Annotated in this window: 14 protein-coding genes; 8 read left to right on the forward strand and 6 right to left on the reverse strand. The window is 54.5% G+C overall.

What is annotated here, in order from left to right; translation table 11 throughout:
• The 7 genes from XM38_RS25755 (at window position 1) to XM38_RS05165 (ending at window position 7,726) form a co-directional block, all read left to right on the forward strand.
• A complete protein-coding gene (locus XM38_RS25755) occupies window positions 1–150 on the forward strand; it encodes a hypothetical protein (RefSeq protein WP_187329286.1) in 150 nt (49 codons plus the stop codon).
• 62 nt (window positions 151–212) lie between these two features.
• The gene (locus tag XM38_RS05140; RefSeq protein WP_080806449.1) at window positions 213–2,111 is read left to right on the forward strand and encodes a serine/threonine-protein kinase; all 1,899 of its coding nucleotides are present in this window, start codon (window positions 213–215) and stop codon (window positions 2,109–2,111) included.
• On the forward strand, window positions 2,111–2,815 hold the full coding sequence (gene bioD / locus XM38_RS05145) for a dethiobiotin synthase (protein WP_080806364.1): 705 nt from the start codon (window positions 2,111–2,113) through the stop codon (window positions 2,813–2,815). The genes XM38_RS05140 and bioD overlap by 1 nt, the downstream gene beginning before the upstream one ends.
• A gap of 415 nt (window positions 2,816–3,230) precedes the next feature.
• Complete coding sequence (locus tag XM38_RS05150; RefSeq protein WP_080806366.1) at window positions 3,231–4,439, forward strand: M20 family metallopeptidase; 1,209 nt, start codon at window positions 3,231–3,233, stop codon at window positions 4,437–4,439.
• A 475-nt stretch (window positions 4,440–4,914) separates the two neighbouring features.
• Entirely contained in the window at window positions 4,915–5,526 is a 612-nt protein-coding gene (locus XM38_RS05155; RefSeq protein ID WP_225889189.1) for a DUF3318 domain-containing protein, read from the forward strand.
• Window positions 5,527–5,550: 24 nt separating this feature from the next.
• A complete protein-coding gene (locus XM38_RS05160; RefSeq protein WP_088429276.1) occupies window positions 5,551–6,402 on the forward strand; it encodes an urease accessory protein UreD in 852 nt (283 codons plus the stop codon).
• A 709-nt stretch (window positions 6,403–7,111) separates the two neighbouring features.
• The gene (locus tag XM38_RS05165; RefSeq protein ID WP_080806371.1) at window positions 7,112–7,726 is read left to right on the forward strand and encodes a TetR/AcrR family transcriptional regulator; all 615 of its coding nucleotides are present in this window, start codon (window positions 7,112–7,114) and stop codon (window positions 7,724–7,726) included.
• A 1-nt stretch (window position 7,727) separates the two neighbouring features.
• On the opposite strand, the gene XM38_RS05170 is transcribed toward XM38_RS05165, so the two are convergent.
• Window positions 7,728–8,216, reverse strand: a complete 489-nt coding sequence (locus XM38_RS05170) for a HugZ family pyridoxamine 5'-phosphate oxidase (RefSeq protein ID WP_088429278.1) — start codon at window positions 8,214–8,216, stop codon at window positions 7,728–7,730.
• A 143-nt stretch (window positions 8,217–8,359) separates the two neighbouring features.
• On the opposite strand from XM38_RS05170, the gene XM38_RS05175 reads away from it, so the two are divergent.
• Entirely contained in the window at window positions 8,360–8,893 is a 534-nt protein-coding gene (locus tag XM38_RS05175) for an SRPBCC family protein (protein ID WP_080806375.1), read from the forward strand.
• 127 nt (window positions 8,894–9,020) lie between these two features.
• Here XM38_RS05175 and psbA read toward each other — a convergent pair whose 3' ends face one another.
• The 5 genes from psbA to psbD form a co-directional block, all read right to left on the reverse strand.
• Window positions 9,021–10,103, reverse strand: a complete 1,083-nt coding sequence (psbA, locus tag XM38_RS05180; protein WP_080806377.1) for a photosystem II q(b) protein — start codon at window positions 10,101–10,103, stop codon at window positions 9,021–9,023.
• A gap of 342 nt (window positions 10,104–10,445) precedes the next feature.
• Entirely contained in the window at window positions 10,446–10,667 is a 222-nt protein-coding gene (gene psbH / locus XM38_RS05185) for a photosystem II reaction center phosphoprotein PsbH (RefSeq protein WP_080806379.1), read from the reverse strand.
• Window positions 10,668–10,905: 238 nt separating this feature from the next.
• Entirely contained in the window at window positions 10,906–12,444 is a 1,539-nt protein-coding gene (psbB, locus tag XM38_RS05190; RefSeq protein ID WP_080806381.1) for a photosystem II chlorophyll-binding protein CP47, read from the reverse strand.
• A gap of 105 nt (window positions 12,445–12,549) precedes the next feature.
• A complete protein-coding gene (gene psbC, locus XM38_RS05195; protein WP_080806450.1) occupies window positions 12,550–13,932 on the reverse strand; it encodes a photosystem II reaction center protein CP43 in 1,383 nt (460 codons plus the stop codon).
• Between the two features lie 236 nt (window positions 13,933–14,168).
• Complete coding sequence (psbD, locus tag XM38_RS05200) at window positions 14,169–15,227, reverse strand: photosystem II D2 protein (photosystem q(a) protein) (protein ID WP_080806382.1); 1,059 nt, start codon at window positions 15,225–15,227, stop codon at window positions 14,169–14,171.
• Between the last annotated feature and the right edge of the window lie 68 nt (window positions 15,228–15,295).

Genomic DNA, 15,295 nt, shown 5'->3' on the forward strand with positions numbered 1-15,295 from the left:
ATGAAAATAACCTATGCTGAGTTGCGGAGGAAACCTCGGACCTGGAGCAGCTTGACTGGTCTGAGGGTTCAAGCGTTTGAGGCGTTGCTGCCTAGCTTTGCCACCGCCTGGAACACCTTTCTACCGACGCACTGGGAAAAACTGCAGTAAACTGATGAAGCTGTAGGACGGGGCATGGGTCACTACCCCGTTGGTTGCTGCAAGAGTTGGCTATGCAATCCCCAATTGAAATCGGCACCATTTTGCAGAATCGCTATCGCCTGATACACGTCCTGGGTCAGGGCGGCTTTGGGCGCACTTACCTGGCCGAAGATCTGGGTCGCTTCAATGAGCGCTGTGCCCTGAAAGAGTTTGTGCCGCAGCCGGGCGTCGACCATTTCTCAGATAAGGCCACCCAGCTATTTCAGCGGGAAGCGGCAATTCTCTATCAGATTCAGCATCCCCAGATTCCCCAATTTCGGGCTACCTTCGAGCAGGACCAACGGTTATTTCTGGTGCAAGACTATGTCGATGGCACCACCTACCGCGACCTCCTCGATCAACGGCGGCAACAGGGGATGGTGTTTTCTGAGGCGGAGGTGAGGCAGTTCCTGAAGCAGATGCTGCCGGTGCTGGCTCATATCCATGCCAAGGGCATTATCCATCGCGACATTAGCCCCGATAACATCATCCGGCGTCGCCACGATCAGTTACCGCTGCTGATCGACTTCGGGGTGGTGAAAGAGGTGGTGACTCGGATTCAATTCGCTGAGCGCCCCACCCAGGCAACCACGGTGGGTAAATTGGGCTATGCCCCCAGTGAGCAAATGCAATCGGGCCGGGCCTATCCCAGCAGCGATCTCTATTCGTTGGCAGTCACGGCAGTGGTGCTGCTCACTGGCCGCGAGCCTCAGGACATGTTCGACGATGTCAACCTGAACTGGACCTGGCAGTCCTATGCCCAAGTCAGTCCTGGATTAGCCCAAGTGCTGAATAAAGCCATGAGTTACCGCCCTGGCGATCGTTACCAGTCGGTGAGTGAGATGGCTCAGGCCCTAGGAGCGGTGGGGCGGCCGGGTACCGCCCCGGCTGCTAGGTCGGCGCAGCCGCCGGCAACGGCCCCATCCCCTAATGTCTCCCACATGAAGACAGTGGCGGTGGGACGGCCCTATGAGCAGACGGCCGTGACCTCTGCAAGAACTCATCAGCATAGTCCCAGGACTCAACCCGCCGCCGAAGCCGATACCTCTATTTGGGAGAATCCTTGGGCAGTCACTGCCATCGGGCTTGGCTTGGCGCTCATTGCCGGGTTGGGAGGCTGGGCCGTAGTCAGCACCCTGAATCGCAATCCCCAGCCGGCGGCTACCGATACCCCCAGTCCCACCCTCGATGCCGGGGCTTCCACCACGACACCGAGCCCGACAACATCGCCGACTGATACAGAGCCGGTGGAGTATAGCCAGCGTCTGGGGCTCTCTAGTGGCGATAGTCGCACTATCCGGGGCTCGCTGCGGGACAATGAGACCATTACCTATCAGCTGGCGGCAGAGCAAGGTCAGCGCTTAACGGCCCGACTGCAGGGAGAGGGGGTGTTGATGACGGTCTTGGCCCCCAATGGTGAGCCGGCGGATAATCAGGCGAGTCGGGTATTGGGATGGCAGGGAGAGTTGGCCTTTTCTGGCCAGTATGGCATCCAGCTGCGTCTGGTGCAGGGCTTGCAGGACAGTGACTACAGTCTGCAGGTGAGTCTAGAAGCCCCTGAATCTACACCAGAACCAACTCCCACCCCGACCGCGACCCCGGAGCCAACCCAGGCTCCCCCAGAGGTTCTAGAGCAACGGGTGCAATTTCCCTCGGGGCAGAGTGGGATGCGTGTGGCCAACAGTGTGGGGCCGCAGCGGGTGCGCCGCTATGTGGTCAATGCCCGGGAAGGGCAGATTTTGTCGGCGGAGTTATCTGGGGTGAGCGGTCCGGTGACCTTGAATATTCGCCTGCCCGGGGGCCAGTTGGTGGAAGATGCGGCGAAGGTATTGGCCTGGCAAGGGCAACTGCCCCGCGGCGGTGACTATTTGATTGATGTGGTATCACCAGAGGCAGCTGAGTTTACGCTATCGATTTCGGTGACTGATTGATGCACACCCTGGATAGGGCCTTGCTGATTGCCGGCAGCGATACCGAAGTTGGTAAAACGGTATTGACCACAGCCCTGGCTGCCTACTGGCAGCAGCATCGACCCCAGAGGCGTCTCGGTATTTTGAAGTTGGTGCAGGCGGGTGTCGGCGATCGAGAACTATATCAGCAATTATTTGATCTCGATCAGTCGGCGGAAGAAATCGCCCCGCAATGGTTCGCAGCCCCCTTGGCACCGCCTTTGGCGGCGGCCCAGGAATGTCGCCAGGTGAATCTGACGGTGGTGTGGCAGGGGCTGCAGCAGTTGCTGGATAGCCGTGATTGGGTCTTGGTAGAGGCCCTGGGCGGCTTGGGCTCGCCGGTGACAGCGGAATTGACGGTGGCAGATCTGGCGGCGGCGTGGCATTTGCCGGTGGTGTTGGTGGTGCCGGTGCAACTGGGTGCGATCGCACAGTCCGTCGCCAACGTAGCCCTAGCCCGCCAGAGTCAGCTATCGCTGCAGGGTATCGTGCTCAACTGCCGACACCCCTGCTCAGAGGCCGACCAACGGGCCTGGGCGCCCATTCCCCTGATTGAATCCCTCACCCAGGTACCGGTGTTGGGAACGCTACCCTACCTAGATCAGCCTCAACACGTCTCAACCTTGGCCCAAGTAGCAGCTAGCCTTGATCTTGAGGTTTTGTTAACATCCCCCAGACTTCCGTGAAGTTACCGTAGGCATAAGATCAGGATCACAACCAAGTGACCAGTAATTTTTAATAATGAAATAACGTGCTGATTGCAGCCGCATTGATTTAGGCAAGCCTTGGCGGCTGAGCAAACAGGTTGCCCACCGATGAAGACACCCTGCTAACTCCCCCATCCCCGCTCAGCCATCTGTCAACAAGTTAGCGACTCCGGGAAACTGCCTAGCCAGCTCGCTGGGCAACATTCGGGCAACCTTCACTAGCTTGTCCGCCGAGTCGTCCTGATGAGGTGGCAAAACGATTGTAAGGCGATAGTAGTCAGGATACATTTCCTAGGCTGTGTGTTATTTGCCTGACTCGACGGCCATCACCTCCCCCCACCTAGGCCTTTCGATCCCTTGACATCCCTTTTTAAGACGCGCCTCTTTAAGACACATGCTCACCACTTTTCCCAAAGCCCCTCCCCCTGAACTGGCAGACGTTCGTCTCACCATTCGCAGTCTGCAGCCTCAGTTGGTTAGGTGGCGGCGAGCCCTGCACCAACACCCCGAACTGGGGTTCAAAGAAATTAATACGGCCCACCTGATTAGCCAACAGCTTACCCAGTGGGGCATCGCTCACCAACCAGGGGTGGCCCAAACCGGCATCGTGGCCACCATCCCCGGGCGCCGCCCCGGCCCCGTGCTGGCCATTCGCGCAGACATGGATGCCCTGCCAATTCAGGAACAAAACCAGGTTCCCTACCGCTCCCAGTGCGATGGTGTTATGCACGCCTGCGGCCATGATGGCCACGTAGCCATCGCCCTAGGCACGGCCTACTACCTATCCCAGCACCCCGACTTCGCCGGCACCGTCAAGATTCTATTTCAGCCGGCAGAAGAAGGCCCGGGCGGCGCCAAGCCCATGATCGAGGCCGGAGCCCTAGAAAACCCCAGCGTCGATGCCATCGTCGGGCTGCATCTGTGGAATAACCTTCCCCTTGGCACCATTGGCGTTCGCAACGGGCCGTTGATGGCCGCCACCGAGTTGTTCCACGGCACGATTCACGGCCAGGGCGGTCATGGGGCCATTCCCCATCAAACCGTTGATTCCATCGTAGTTGGGGCCCAAGTGGTTAATGCCCTGCAGACCATCGTGGCCCGCAACATCGATCCGCTGAAATCAGCAGTGGTAACCATCGGCGAGTTCCATGCCGGCACTGCCCTCAATGTCATCGCCGACGAAGCCCGCTTCAGTGGCACCGTGCGCTACTTCGATCGGGCCTACAGCCAGTTTTTCCCAGAGCGGATTGAACAGATCATCGCCGGGGTATGTCAGAGCCACGGGGCTAGCTATAGCTTCGACTACCAAGCCCTCTATCCCCCTGTGGTCAACGATGTGGCCATGGCTGATTTGGTCCGTTCCGTTGCCCTGTCTGTCGTTGAAACTCAGGCCGGCGTCGTCCCCGATTGCCAAACCATGGGTGGAGAAGACATGGCCTTCTTCCTAGAGGCCGTACCCGGCTGCTACTTCTTCCTAGGCTCGGCCAATGAAGACCGGGGCTTTACTTATCCCCATCACCATCCCCGCTTCGACTTCGATGAGTCGGTCCTCTGCATCGGCGTGGAGATGTTTGCCCGCTGTGTAGAGTCCTTCTGCCGCTAGTGGGACCCCATCCAAGAGGACGTCATGGCAGCCGTCAACCCACCAGGTGTCCCTAGTTTCCGGTCCCATGGCCACAAGCCAATAATCATCAAGTTGATGTCGCCGTCGCCGCCACCTAAGGCTAGGGTCCCTCTACTGCGGAACCAGCGCCGCTATCGCCCCGAGCATAAAAACTGTATTGATCAGGATTGCCCTGTCTGCCTTCCCCATACCTTCCGGGCGGCTAACTCCCCTGGAAAAGCTATAGCCCTATCGGGCATGGCTCCGCTAGTACCAACGCCCACGTTCGTTACTCCTTAACCCCTCCGGGGTCGCTACGTGAGCGGAGCCACTGCACGCTTGGCATAGCCGTTCGGCCGAGCTCAGGCTGAGGCCTGGCTGAAAGCCATACAGGGCAAGCTGCCTTTTGCCTTTTGCTTCTGCCTCAGCGTCCCAGCCTGATAGGCTAAGGAGGTGACTGTAGGGTAAGACGACCGTGGTCAGCCCAGACTTAGAACTTCCTCGCCTACGCGAACTACTCCCGGCCTCGGGGCGGATGAAAACCCGCATTAAACTGGATGAGCGTCAGTCACAGCTGATTGCCACCGATTTCCCTAGGCCCTGGAAGACGCGACATACCATTAGCCTCAACCTTTCTCTCTGGGGCCAGTTGACCATACCTCAGCGGGATATGCTGTTTTTGCGCCAGGTCTGCTGGCTGACCTCGGTGAATCTGCTGAAGCCAGATTGGTATCGGGGTCTGGTTGTCCTTGGCGCCCTCGGCACCCTGTTGCAACTACTGCAGCAGGATGTAGTAGGGGTGGTGGCAGCCGGAGGGTTGACGGCCGTGGCAGGGACCCAGGTATGGCGCCAGGTTCGCGGCAGCCGCGCCGAGGTGACTGCCGACGAAACCACCCTCCAGGTGGCCCAACGCCGAGGCTACAGCGAAACCGAAGCGGCTCAAGCCCTGCTGCAGGCCATTGAAGCAGGGCCCCGGTTGGAAGGTCGTCCCAGCCTAACCTTTACGGAACTCCTGCGGTGTCAGCACCTGCGCTCCTTGATCGGGGCATCCCCGGTGCCGGTGCCCGAACAAGCCTACGATGGCTAAGTACCCTTGCAGACCTCAACGGCGATGACGGCTATAAATCAGCCTCAGGCTTGGCTGGGTATCCTGCGGCTGCGCTACGGGCGGCAGCATCAGCAGACGGTTCCCCTAGAAAGCTATGCCCAGGCTCCCTGGCGGCTGCAACGGCCCCTCTATGCCGATGCCAGCGGCCATTGCCAGAGCGTCTTGATTCACACCGCCGGCGGCATGGTCGGGGGCGATGCCCTGCAAACCACGGTAGATCTGCAACCTGGTAGTTGCGCCTTGATCACCACCGCCGCCGCCAGCAAAGTCTATCGCAGCCAAGGAGCTACCGCCACCCAAACCCACCACCTCACCCTGGCCTCAGATACCTGCCTGGAGTGGTTTCCCCAGGAAACCATCCTGTTTCGCGGCGCCCACTACGCCCAATCCACTCGGGTAGACTTGGCCCCAGGGGCGATCTGGGTGGCCTGGGATCTCACCCGGTTCGGTCGCAGCGCCCGGGGCGAGGTCTTCGATGCCGGCTCCTGGCGCAGCTGCACCGAAGTCTGGCAAGAAGGACGTCCCCTCTGGCTCGATCGCCAGGTCTTAACCGGGGATCCTGACCGGTTCCAGAGCCCCCATGGGCTAGCCGGTTGCTCGGTGGTGGGGAGTTTTGTGGTGCTAGGGGTGCCTGGGACCAGAGACTGGGTTGCCATGGCCCGCAACCACTGGCAAGACTTCACTGCTGTAACCGAGGCCGATGCGGGAGTGACCCAGCTGCAAGCGGGGCTCTTGTGCCGCTATCGGGGCCACTCCAGCCAGCAGGCCCGCCGCTGGTTTAGCCACCTCTGGCAAGCGCTACGACCCCACTATCTGGAGCAACCTGCCTGTCTGCCTAGAGTTTGGTCTTTGTAAACTTCAGGTTTCAAGCTTGAGATCCAACTACACACTCTTCAGATCCAATCACAGACCGCTCAGATCTAACAACATAGGCTTAGATCTCGGGTTTCAAGCCTGTGTTACGACAACATAGGAGTCAGAGCGATCGCAAGGTAGCTTGCTTCTCGCAGAGTGGAATCTCGATCCAATGCTCCTTAGAGGATATTTGAAAATACAGAGAAGGTAACCAAGCTCAAGCCAACCTGCATAACATCACGCGAATCATAGTGATGTGGATGAAGGCTTCCTTAGAGAGCAACCAGGACGCTCCATCCGAAAAACCTCAGCTAAGTAATGGCCATTGTGAGACAGGTCAATAGAGCTTGTTTGGCTCCAACCTGGAAAGGTTGCCTTAAAAAGAAGACTCTCTAGTGTGCCAAGGCAAACGTAAAAAGATAGAAAGAGTAATCCTGATAAATGCAGCCTTTCCGCTCCAGTCAATAGAGGCGGTTTTCTGTCGCCGAGCACTGGCTAGGTCAAATAATTATTAAAAAAAGCTTTAAATTATGCCTTTGAGATCCTGTCTCTACCTGGTAGCAGGGATTGCGTTTGTGAGCTTATGTAACGGTGTCCATCCTATCTTCAAATCCCCCCCTCACAATGGTCTACAGGGAATTTCTTCCCCGGATAGTATCCAGAGATAGTATCCAGTTCTTTACCCAGTCCGGCTATGGTTCTTCATCCCATGGGGCTCGCCCCAACCGAGATCGATACTCAAACCAAGATTTTGCAAGCGGCCCAACGACTATTTGCTAAGCATGGGTATGGGGGGACGACAACCCGAGATCTGGCCCAAGCGGCTGGGGTGGCAGAGGGAACCCTGTTTCGTCACTTTGAAAGTAAGAAGGCCATTTTGGTAGAAGTTGCTAGCCAGGGCTGGGTGGAGTTGCTGACCGAACTATTGACGGAGCTCAGTGCCATGGCCAGCTATAAGGCCATTGGGCAGGTGATGCGACGGCGTATGCTGAACTTGTCTAAGAATACTGACATGATGCGAGTCTGCTTCATGGAGGCCCAATTCCACCCTGAACTCCGAGAGCAAATTCAGACAGATGTGGTGGCTAAGATGATCGATGTCGCCGAAGCCTTCTTTCAAACGGCGATGGAACACGGCATCTATCGCCCGATGAATCCACGGGTGGTTGCCCGTATCTTTCTAGGCATGTTCATGGTCGCTGGATTCAGTCAGGCTACCCTGGGAGACGAACAGATGACCCCTAAAACCATGCAGGAGTTAGCCGAGGGCTTAGCCGACATTTTTCTGAACGGGGTACTCCTAGCCAAAGAGGTTGCCTGCTGACTTATCGGCGGTTAGGCTTCAAACCGTTCAGATCGTTAGGATCTACATCGTAGGCAGCACCAAACCCCGTGACAAACCGGCCCTCATAGGGAGTCAGCTGCACAAGCTGAAAGTCAGCTAGAGACTTTAGAGTGGCAATAATATCACCAAAACGCTGTTGAAACTGGTCGATTAACTGCTGCCAGCAGGCGCCATGACGGTCTACAAAGGTGGCTGTGCATCTGTAGGTCAGTTGCTTACGAGCAAAAATTTGGGAGCACTGGGCTTCGTCTTCAATCAGTAGAATGGCAGCCCGTTGAGTCTCTGCTAAGTGACGAGTGTGACTAGCCAACCCACTGACAAAAATATAAAACTCCCGCTGAGGCCCCATGACAAAGGGAGCATAGCTGCCATGGGGCTGCCCCTCACCATCTACCGTACTCAGCAGCAGACTGCTGACCGTGGTGGGAAATTGTCGATATGCCGTCAATACTTGCTGGGATGGAGCCATAGCACATCTTTAGCCACACTTACTCCAGGGTCAGGCACCTCGCTTCCTGCGGCTCTTAGTTGACCTGTCCAGAGCGTCACCCCCAACCAGATGCCTCAGACTTCGCTACATTGATTTTAAAGAAGTGTAACGAGTCCAATGCCATGTCAGAGTCCTTGCATCAGCGTACCCTAGAAAGTCTACCTGCAAAAACCCAGCAGAAGCTGCAACGTGGTCAAGTGGTCCTACAAGGTAGCAGTGGCCAGTATCGGGTCTTGGTGCTGGCTCGGGCTGCCTATGATATTGCTTGGTCTGTGCTCACTGACTATGACAACTTTGATCGATTTTTACCGACAGTGGTTTCGAGTCGAGTGTTGGAGCAAGATGGGAATCGCAATATAGTCGAGCAGGTCGATCGCCGTAAGATCATACTGCTGGGCAAGATGGAATCCACTGTCCGCACTGAGAACGTAGAACAAGACGGCCAGATCGACTTTCGCCTGTTGCAGGGGGATCTACAAACCATGGAAGGGTATTGGCGGTTAGATTCCCTGCCAGAGCAAGTGCTAGTCACCCAACAGGTAACGGCTGAAGCTGATCTGGGGCCCTTTAGAGGCATGTTTTACACTCTGTTTGCCGATAGTCTAGTGCACACCATGAGGGCCATCCGTCGGGAAATTGAACGACGCACACGATAGACTCAGGTGACTAGGATGAGGTCCTTTCCGTAAGAAAAGCTCTGGAGCTTAGAAGCTCCAGAGCTTTCACATATTCACAGGCACTCTAGCTGATATATCCGTTTTAGGACCGGGAGTCCTCCTTAACCTAACCGTGGATAGCGGGTGCTTGATACGCCACAGGCGTAGCAGGCCCACTGGCCAGGTCTAAGGGAAAGTTATGGGCATTGCGCTCGTGCATCACTTCAAAGCCTATGTTGGCCCGGTTGACGACATCAGCCCAACTTGGGAGTACTCGTCCCTGGGAATCCAATACCGAATGGTTAAAGTTAAACCCATTCAGATTAAAGGCCATCGTACTGATACCGAGGGCTACAAACCAGATGCAGACAACTGGCCAAGCCGCCAAGAAGAAATGGAGCCAACGGGAATTATTGAAGCTGGCATACTGGAAAATTAGGCGGCCAAAGTAGCCATGGGCAGCAAGGATATTGTAAGTCTCTGATTCTTGCCCAAACTTGTAACCTGCATTTTGGGATTCACTGTCAGTGGTTTCCCGAATTAGACTCGAGGTCACCAATGAGCCGTGCATAGCACAGAACAGAGAACCACCTAAAACCCCGGCAACTCCAAGCATGTGGAAGGGATGCATCAGGATATTATGCTCGGCCTGGAAGACGAACATAAAGTTAAAGGTGCCACTAATACCCATGGGCAGACCATCGGAAAAGCTACCCTGACCAATGGGATAGATCAGGAATACAGAGGAGGTAGCGGCAACCGGAGCACTATAGGCTACGCAGATCCAAGGCCGCATGCCTAGGCGGTAGCTTAGCTCCCACTCGCGTCCCATATAACACAGCAAAGCTGGAATATAGTGGAAGGCGATCATCTGGTAGGGACCACCATTATAGAGCCACTCATCGAGAGTAGCGGCTTCCCACATAGGGTAAAAGTGCAGTCCAATAGCATTGGACGATGGCACAACGGCCCCAGTAATGATATTGTTGCCGTACAGTAAAGAACCCGATAGGGGTTCGCGCAGTCCATCAATATCTACGGGCGGGGCTGCGATGAAGGCAGTGACAAAGACAGCCGTAGAGACTCCCAAGAGGGGAATCATCAACACGCCAAACCAACCTACATACAGGCGGTTCTCGGTGCTGGTTACCCATGCACAGAACCTCTCCCATAAATCGATGGTACCTGGGCGTTGGAGAGTAGTAGTCATAGTCGAATCAAAAACTCTACCTGGTACTGTCCCTATTGGAGCAAAAGAATATGAAAATCTTAGGAATCCAGGGAATTTTGCCGTCAATCGGCATTGACAAGACGCTGCAGAACCCTGAATTTACTCTCGATCAGCGGGATAGGTTCTATAACCGTAGATAATGAAGGCGATACATGCCAGGGCAAATATCGTCACCCCCAAAAACACACCGCTCGCTGTCGACCCAAATTGAGCTTCTCCATAAGCAAGGTAGAGTTGTGGTGCCATAACATTACCTCATCCATAACTGACATTGAAAATGACTGGAGCTTTAGCATCTTGACTCCGGTGGATTCTAGCGTTTTAGAATCCTGATTCCGGTAGGTTCATGTTGACTCCATCCAGCAAAATGCTACCGTTGTACAGCTGCAAAATGATAAGCAGGAAGAGGAACAACATCACCATCATGAAACCCATGAAAGGTGTAGTTCCCCAACCTGGAGCTACTCGTCCGGCTTCAGAGTTCAATCGTCTCAGAATATACTGAATCGGAGCGACTTTCTTGGAAACATATCTCTGTTGCATGGTTCGGGCTTAGTATCGTTAGCAATCTACAGCGTCTTCCCCCGTTCAATCTAGCGATTGATAAAAGGGTATATGTATCACCCAGCGTCATGTCTGATTCTAGTAGATTGGGACGTCAGTTCAGCTACTAGTCATGATCTGGGAACAAGGGGGGTAACGGTTAGTTACCCCTATGCGGTACTCAGGTTTATCTTCTGGCAGCTATCCCGGGAAAGGTAGTTCTTTCCCGGGAATGTTGTCAGATAGAGGTTGTCGGTTCGCCGCGACTAGTTGGATCACCTACCTTCTGGAAGTAGCCCCACTCGATCTGTTCCACATCTAGCCTAGGATCGATGCCAGAGAAGACATCTTGGAAGAGGGCGCGCAGACCATGCCAAATATGGCCAAAGAACCAGACTAGGGCGAAGCAAACGTGGAAGAAGGCAAAGAAGCCGCGATTACTGGTCCTAAAGGTACCATCCGAGTCGTAAACCGTGCGATCAAAGTCAAAGGGCTCACCCAATTGAGCTTTGCGGGCATATTGCCTAACCTTTTCTAGATCAGTAAAGGTTTGGCCATCTAGGTCTCCTCCAAAGAAACTGACAGTTACCCCCATTTGCGCCAGGCTGTACTTAGCCTCGGTACGGCGGAAGGGAATGTCTGCTCTGACAATGCCATCTCGATCTGTCAGGAGAACAGGGAAGTTTTCGAAGAAGTTTGGCATGCGTCGCACTGACAATTCCCGCCCCTCTTTGTCCTTGAAGACAGGGTGGCCAAGCCAACGGGTCGGTAAGCCGTCTCCGTCTACCATACGCCCTACTCGGAACAGGCCACCCTTAGCAGGGCTGTTGCCGACATAGTCATAAAAAGCAAGCTTTGCAGGGATGGATGACCAGGCTTGTGAGCGACTCTTGCCTTCATCAATCGCCGTTTCCACCCGGCGGTTGATTTCTGTCTGGAAATAGCCTTGATCCCACTGATAGCGGGTTGGTCCCCACAGTTCGATGGGGGTGGTGGCAGTGCCGTACCACATGGTGCCGGCGGCAATGAACCCAGCGCCAAAGAAGACGGCTAGGCTGCTAGCTAACACAGACTCGATGTTGCCCATGCGCAGCCCGCGATAGAGGTATTCGGGCGGGCGCACGGAAATGTGGAACAGTCCTCCGATGATGGCGACGATGCCCAAAGCAATGTGATGGGCCACAACCCCCCCTGGATTTTGAGGGTTAAAGCCAGCTGGCCCCCAGTCGGGGGCAACCCCCTGAACATGGCCGGTCAAGCCAAAGGGGTCAGAGACCCACATACCGGGTCCAAAGATACCGGTCTGATGGAAAGCCCCAAAACCAAAGCAAATTAGACCGGCCAGTAACAAGTGGATGCCAAAGACTTTGGGCAGATCGAGCACGGGTTCGTCGGTTTTGGGATCGAAGAAGGTGGCAACGTCCCAATAAACCCAGTGCCAACAGGCGGCTAAGAACTCTAGCCCAGAGAAGATGATATGGGCAATGGCTACGGTTTCAAAGGTCCAAAACCCAGGGTCGCTAAAGCTTTCCCCAGTGATGCTCCACCCCTGCCAAGAGTTGGTCACTCCCAGACGAGCCACAAAGGGCATCAGGAAGCAGCCCTGTCGCCACATGGGGTTGAGCACCGGATCGGTCGGATCGTACAGAGCTAGCTCATATAGCAGCATTGATCCTGCAAACCCTGCACAGAGGGCATTATGCATGAGATGTACTGATAAGAGTCGCCCTGGGTCGTTGAGAACCACAGTGTGGACGCGATACCAAGGGAGTCCCATTGAGTTGTTCTCCTTGTTGCTTGAATGCTGATTTAAACAGTTGACTTCTGAACAAGTGCAGGAGAGGTGACTTAGAAGGAGGGTCGACCTACCTGCGATCGCAGCCTATGTCGACCGTTCACTAGGATCGATAGGCGGCATTGAGAGCACTGGCTCGTTTTCGCGATCAAGACCGGTTACAAACCCTGCAGCGGTTGCCCGGGCCAACCCGGCATGCCACAAGTGCCCGACCAGAAAGAAAAAGGCCAGAATAAAGTGGGCTGACGCCAACCAAGTACGCGGTGATACATAATTAAACGAGTTGACTTCTGTGGCCAGCCCTGCCACTGAGTTAATCGAGCCCAGGGGCGCATGGGTCATATATTCAGCAGAGCGACGCACTTGCCAAGGCTGAATATCATTCCTGATTTTTTCCAAGTCTAGCCCGTTTGTCCCCCGCAACGGCTCTAACCAGGGGGCTTTAGCATCCCAAAAGCGCATGGTTTCACCGCCAAAGATAATTTCCCCCGTCGGCGAACGCTGCAGATATTTACCTAGGCCAGTGGGACCCTGGGCTGAGGCCACATCTGCCCCTAGACTTTGGTCGCGCACCAAGAAGACAAACGATTGGGCTTGGGAGGCTTCAGGAATGGTAGGCCCATAAAACACACTGGGATAGACTGTGTTGTTAAACCAGATAAATGCCGTTGCGATAAAGGCTTGCCCAGAAATATTACCTAGGCTTTGGGCTAGATAGGTTTCTCCACTCCAGGGATAGAGGTTATAGGTCCAACGTAGCGGGGGCACCAAGATATGCCAGAGACCACCGATGACCAATAGGGAACCTATCCAAATATGTCCCCCGACGACATCTTCCAGGTTGTCAACACTGACAAGCCAACCGCCACCGCCGAGGGGATTCTTGAAGAGATATCCGAAAATGACTCGCGGATCCAGGGTGGGATTGGTAATCAAGCGAACATCGCCGCCTCCCGGAGCCCAGGGATCATATAGCCCACCCCAGAACATTGCCTTGCCGACAAATAGTAGGGCAAATAGGCCTAACACTAAAATGTGAAATCCCAGAATTTGGGCCACTTTAGCCCGATCACCCCAGTCAAAATCAAAGAAGCCAGAGAGTTTTTCAGGACCTCGCAAGGCATGGTAAACGCCGCCAAAGCCTAACACTGCTGAGCCAATCAGGTGAGCCACCCCAATGGCAAAGAAGGGGAAAATATCCGTAACTTCCCCGCCATAGCCCACGCCAAACCCTTGGGTGGCAACATGGGCCATGAGAATACAGCCCTGTTCATACATACTCCGGGTTGGTTCGTAGTGGGCAACCTCAAACAGCAGCATCCCCCCGGCCCAAAAAGCAATCAGGGCGGCATGGGCAATGTGGGCCCCTAAAAAGCGGCCTGAGAGTTCTGTGGTAATTAGTCGGGCATTACCCGCCCACCAGGCATAACCACTGGATTCCTCATCGTAGCCTGCCTTAGGCGGCGTCATCCGGTCTTTTTCGTCGACTACCGGAGTTAATGTATTGAGGGAAATATTGTCTAATGCAGAAGCAGTTGGTTCTATGGGGGTCTCCACAGGATTCAACCTCCTTAACAAAGATTCAGTCTTCGACACCAATAGGTGGCCGCCTCAACTCAGCCATTCACAATTGGCAGAAAGCTCTGCCCTAAGGCATAGTACTTCATCAAGTGACGGCCACCTATTCAATGGAAAGGGCAAGGAGCTTATTCTCCAAAACCTCTAGGAAGCACCTCTTCCGGGAAGACAAACTTCTTCGCCGGCTGATCAAGTTCTGCCATCCAGGCACGCAACCCTTCATTCAGCAAGATGTTCTTGGTGTAAAAGGTTTCGAACTCTGGATCTTCGGCAGCACGGATCTCCTGACTGACGAAGTCATAGGCCCTTAGATTGAAGGACAAACCAATCATGCCAATGGCACTCATCCATAAGCCCGTCACAGGGACAAACAGCATGAAGAAGTGCAACCACCGCTTATTCGAAAAGGCTATGCCAAAAATTTGAGACCAGAACCGATTAGCCGTCACCATAGAGTAGGTTTCTTCGGCTTGAGTGGTAGAGAACCCCTTGAAGGTATTCTTACTCTCGGTGTCTCTAAATAGGGTATTCTGCACCGTCGCTCCATGGATAGCACAGAGCAAGGCGGCTCCCAAAACCCCAGTAACTCCCATCATGTGGAAGGGATTAAGAGTATAGTTGTGAAAACCTTGGAAAAACAAGAGGAATCGGAAGATACCAGCCACGCCGAAACTAGGCGCAAAGAACCAGTTCGACTGCCCTAGAGGATAGATGAGAAAGACTGAAACGTAGACCGCAATCGGAGCCGAAAATGCGATCGCATTATAAGGCCGTACGCCAACCAGTCGAGCAATCTCAATTTGTCGGAGCATGAAGCCCATCAACCCGAGTACGCCATGGAAGGCAGTGAAATTCCAAAGTCCACCAATTTGACACCAGCGAACAAAATCCCAATTGGCCTCAGGTCCCCACAAGAGTAGAAGGGAATGCCCCATACTTTCAGCCGGACTGGATACGGCCACAGTTAGAAAGTTGCAGCCTTCCAGATAAGACGACACTAGTCCATGGGTATACCAGGACGTCACAAAAGTGGTGCCTGTAAACCAGGCTCCAATGGATAGATAGGCACAGGGAAACAACAAAAGCCCTGACCATCCAATAAATACAAATCGATCGCGTTTGAGCCAGTCATCAAGGACTGAAACCCAGTTTTGGGTTGTCTTTAACCCTCCGATCGTAGTAGTCATGGTACTTTCCTCTGCGTACGAAATCGACTTAAAGAAGTTGAGATTATGAATTGCTGAGGTAGGTCGAA

This window comes from Halomicronema hongdechloris C2206 (assembly GCF_002075285.3).
Taxonomy (GTDB): Bacteria; Cyanobacteriota; Cyanobacteriia; order Phormidesmidales; family Phormidesmidaceae; genus Halomicronema_B; species Halomicronema_B hongdechloris.

Bases quoted from the DNA above. Each gene is read 5' to 3' on its own strand.
- XM38_RS25755 (WP_187329286.1), top strand. From the start codon at position 1: ATGAAAATAACCTATGCTGAGTTGCGGAGGAAACCTCGGACCTGGAGC.
- XM38_RS05140 (WP_080806449.1), top strand. From the start codon at position 213: ATGCAATCCCCAATTGAAATCGGCACCATTTTGCAGAATCGCTATCGC.
- bioD (WP_080806364.1), top strand. From the start codon at position 2,111: ATGCACACCCTGGATAGGGCCTTGCTGATTGCCGGCAGCGATACCGAA.
- XM38_RS05150 (WP_080806366.1), top strand. From the start codon at position 3,231: ATGCTCACCACTTTTCCCAAAGCCCCTCCCCCTGAACTGGCAGACGTT.
- XM38_RS05160 (WP_088429276.1), top strand. From the start codon at position 5,551: ATGACGGCTATAAATCAGCCTCAGGCTTGGCTGGGTATCCTGCGGCTG.
- XM38_RS05165 (WP_080806371.1), top strand. From the start codon at position 7,112: ATGGGGCTCGCCCCAACCGAGATCGATACTCAAACCAAGATTTTGCAA.
- XM38_RS05170 (WP_088429278.1), bottom strand. From the start codon at position 8,216: ATGGCTCCATCCCAGCAAGTATTGACGGCATATCGACAATTTCCCACC.
- XM38_RS05175 (WP_080806375.1), top strand. From the start codon at position 8,360: ATGTCAGAGTCCTTGCATCAGCGTACCCTAGAAAGTCTACCTGCAAAA.
- psbA (WP_080806377.1), bottom strand. From the start codon at position 10,103: ATGACTACTACTCTCCAACGCCCAGGTACCATCGATTTATGGGAGAGG.
- psbH (WP_080806379.1), bottom strand. From the start codon at position 10,667: ATGCAACAGAGATATGTTTCCAAGAAAGTCGCTCCGATTCAGTATATT.
- psbB (WP_080806381.1), bottom strand. From the start codon at position 12,444: ATGGGACTCCCTTGGTATCGCGTCCACACTGTGGTTCTCAACGACCCA.
- psbC (WP_080806450.1), bottom strand. From the start codon at position 13,932: ATGACGCCGCCTAAGGCAGGCTACGATGAGGAATCCAGTGGTTATGCC.
- psbD (WP_080806382.1), bottom strand. From the start codon at position 15,227: ATGACTACTACGATCGGAGGGTTAAAGACAACCCAAAACTGGGTTTCA.